The 2,134-nt window shown below is 72.6% G+C and carries 2 protein-coding genes; both read left to right on the top strand.

Translation table 11 applies throughout. The annotated features are described in order from the left end of the window. The coding region (gene queA, locus FV230_RS27610; RefSeq protein ID WP_147844634.1) for a tRNA preQ1(34) S-adenosylmethionine ribosyltransferase-isomerase QueA at positions 1-753 on the top strand (753 nt) is incomplete at its 5' end. 259 nt (positions 754-1,012) lie between these two features. Then, positions 1,013-2,134: tRNA guanosine(34) transglycosylase Tgt (gene tgt / locus FV230_RS27600; protein WP_147844633.1), on the top strand; the 1,122-nt coding region annotated here is incomplete at its 3' end.

Below are 2,134 nucleotides of genomic sequence, written 5' to 3'. Positions count from 1 at the left end.
TTCGGCCGGCACGGGGCCGGCGAGCCCTGCGAGCTCGCCGGCCTCGACGCCACCGTCGCGGCCAAGGGCGAGGGCGGCGAGATCACCTTGCGCTTCGACCTCGCCGGGCCGGCCCTTGACGAGGCCGTCGCCGCCATCGGCGAGCTGCCGCTGCCGCCCTACATCGCAGGCAAGCGCCCCACCGACGCGCGGGACGCCACCGACTACCAGACGGTCTACGCCCGCAACCCCGGCGCCGTCGCCGCTCCCACCGCCGGGCTGCACGTCTCCGACGGCCTTCTGGCGCGGCTGGACGCCGCCGGGATCGGCCGCCACACGGTCACCCTGCATGTCGGCGCCGGCACGTTCCTGCCGGTCAAGGCCGAGGACACCGCCGACCACCGCATGCACGCCGAGATCGGCTTCCTGGCGGCCGAGACCGCCGAGCGCCTGAACGCGGTGCGGGCGGCGGGCGGGCGGATCGTGGCGGTGGGCACCACCGCGCTGCGCCTGCTGGAGAGCGCGGCCGACGCGGACGGGCGCCTCCACCCCTTCGCCGGCCCGACCGAGATCTTCATCACCCCCGGCACGCGCATCCGCGCGGTCGACGCGCTGATGACCAACTTCCACCTGCCGCGCTCGACCCTGTTCATGCTGGTCTCGGCCTTCTCCGGCCTCGACACCATGCGCGCCGCCTACGCGCACGCGATCGCGGAAGGCTACCGGTTCTACTCCTACGGCGATTCGAGCCTGCTGTTTCCGGCCCAGGTCTGATAGGGCTGACCGACACCGCGCATCTCCTCCCCCCGTCGCGGGGGAGGGTGGCCCCTGCGTGAACAGGGGTCTGGAGAGGGGAGCGCCGTATCCGGAAGCGTCGCTCCCCTCTCCCGACCCGCTTCGCGGGCCACCCTCTCCCGCACCCAAATCGGGCTTGCCCGATTTGGGCACCGGGTACACAGATCTCGGGCAAGCCCGAGATCTGTGGGGCGAGGGGGCGCTGCCCGAGGCAACCTGGAAGCCGTCTCACCTCAGCATGTCCGACACAGACTTCACCTTCGCCGTCCACGCCACCGACGGGCAAGCCCGCACCGGGGCGATCACCATGCCGCGGGGAACGATCCGCACGCCGGCCTTCATGCCGGTCGGCACCGCCGGCACGGTCAAGGCCATGTATGCGAGCCAGGTGCGCGCGCTCGGCGCCGACGTGGTGCTCGGCAACACCTACCACCTGATGCTGCGCCCGGGCGCCGAGCGGATGGCGCGGCTCGGCGGCCTGCACCGCTTCATGCGCTGGGACGGGCCGATCCTCACCGATTCCGGCGGCTTCCAGGTGATGTCGCTGTCGGCGCTCCGGAAGCTCGACGAGCAGGGCGTGACCTTCCGCTCGCATGTCGACGGCACCGCCCACCACATGTCGCCGGAGCGCTCGATCGAAATCCAGGGCCTGCTCGGCTCCGACATCCAGATGCAGCTCGACGAGTGCGTGCGCCTGCCGGCCGAGCGCGAGGCGATCGAGAAGGCGATGCGCCTCTCCCTGCGCTGGGCCGAGCGCTGCCGCACCGCCTTCGGCGAGCAGCCGGGCAAGGCTCTGTTCGGGATCGTGCAGGGCGGCGACGTGCCGGAGCTCCGGGTCGAGAGCGCCCGCGCGCTCGCCGGCCTCGACCTCAAGGGCTACGCCATCGGCGGCCTCGCGGTCGGCGAGCCGCAGGCGGTGATGCTCGCCATGATCGAGACGGTGGAGCCGCACCTGCCGCGGGCCAAGCCGCGCTACCTGATGGGCGTCGGCACCCCGGACGACCTGATGCGCTCGGTCTCGCGCGGCATCGACATGTTCGATTGCGTGATGCCGACGCGGGCCGGCCGCCACGGCCTCGCCTACACCCGCCACGGCCGGATCAACCTGCGCAACGCCCGCCACGCCGAGGACACGCGGCCGCTGGACGAGACCTCCTCCTGCGAGGCGGCGAGCGCGTATTCCCGCGCCTACCTCCACCACCTCGTCCGCTCGGACGAGATCCTGGGGATGATGCTGCTGACCTGGAACAACCTGTCCTACTACCAGGACCTCATGGCCGGGATGCGGGCGGCCATCGCCGAGGGCCGCCTCGCCGCGTTCTGCGACGCAACCCGCGAGGGCTGGGCCCGGGCCGAGCGC

It is taken from the genome of Methylobacterium sp. WL6 (genome assembly GCF_008040095.1).
Classification (GTDB): domain Bacteria; phylum Pseudomonadota; class Alphaproteobacteria; order Rhizobiales; family Beijerinckiaceae; genus Methylobacterium.
This window is presented reverse-complemented; position numbering and strand designations above follow the sequence as displayed.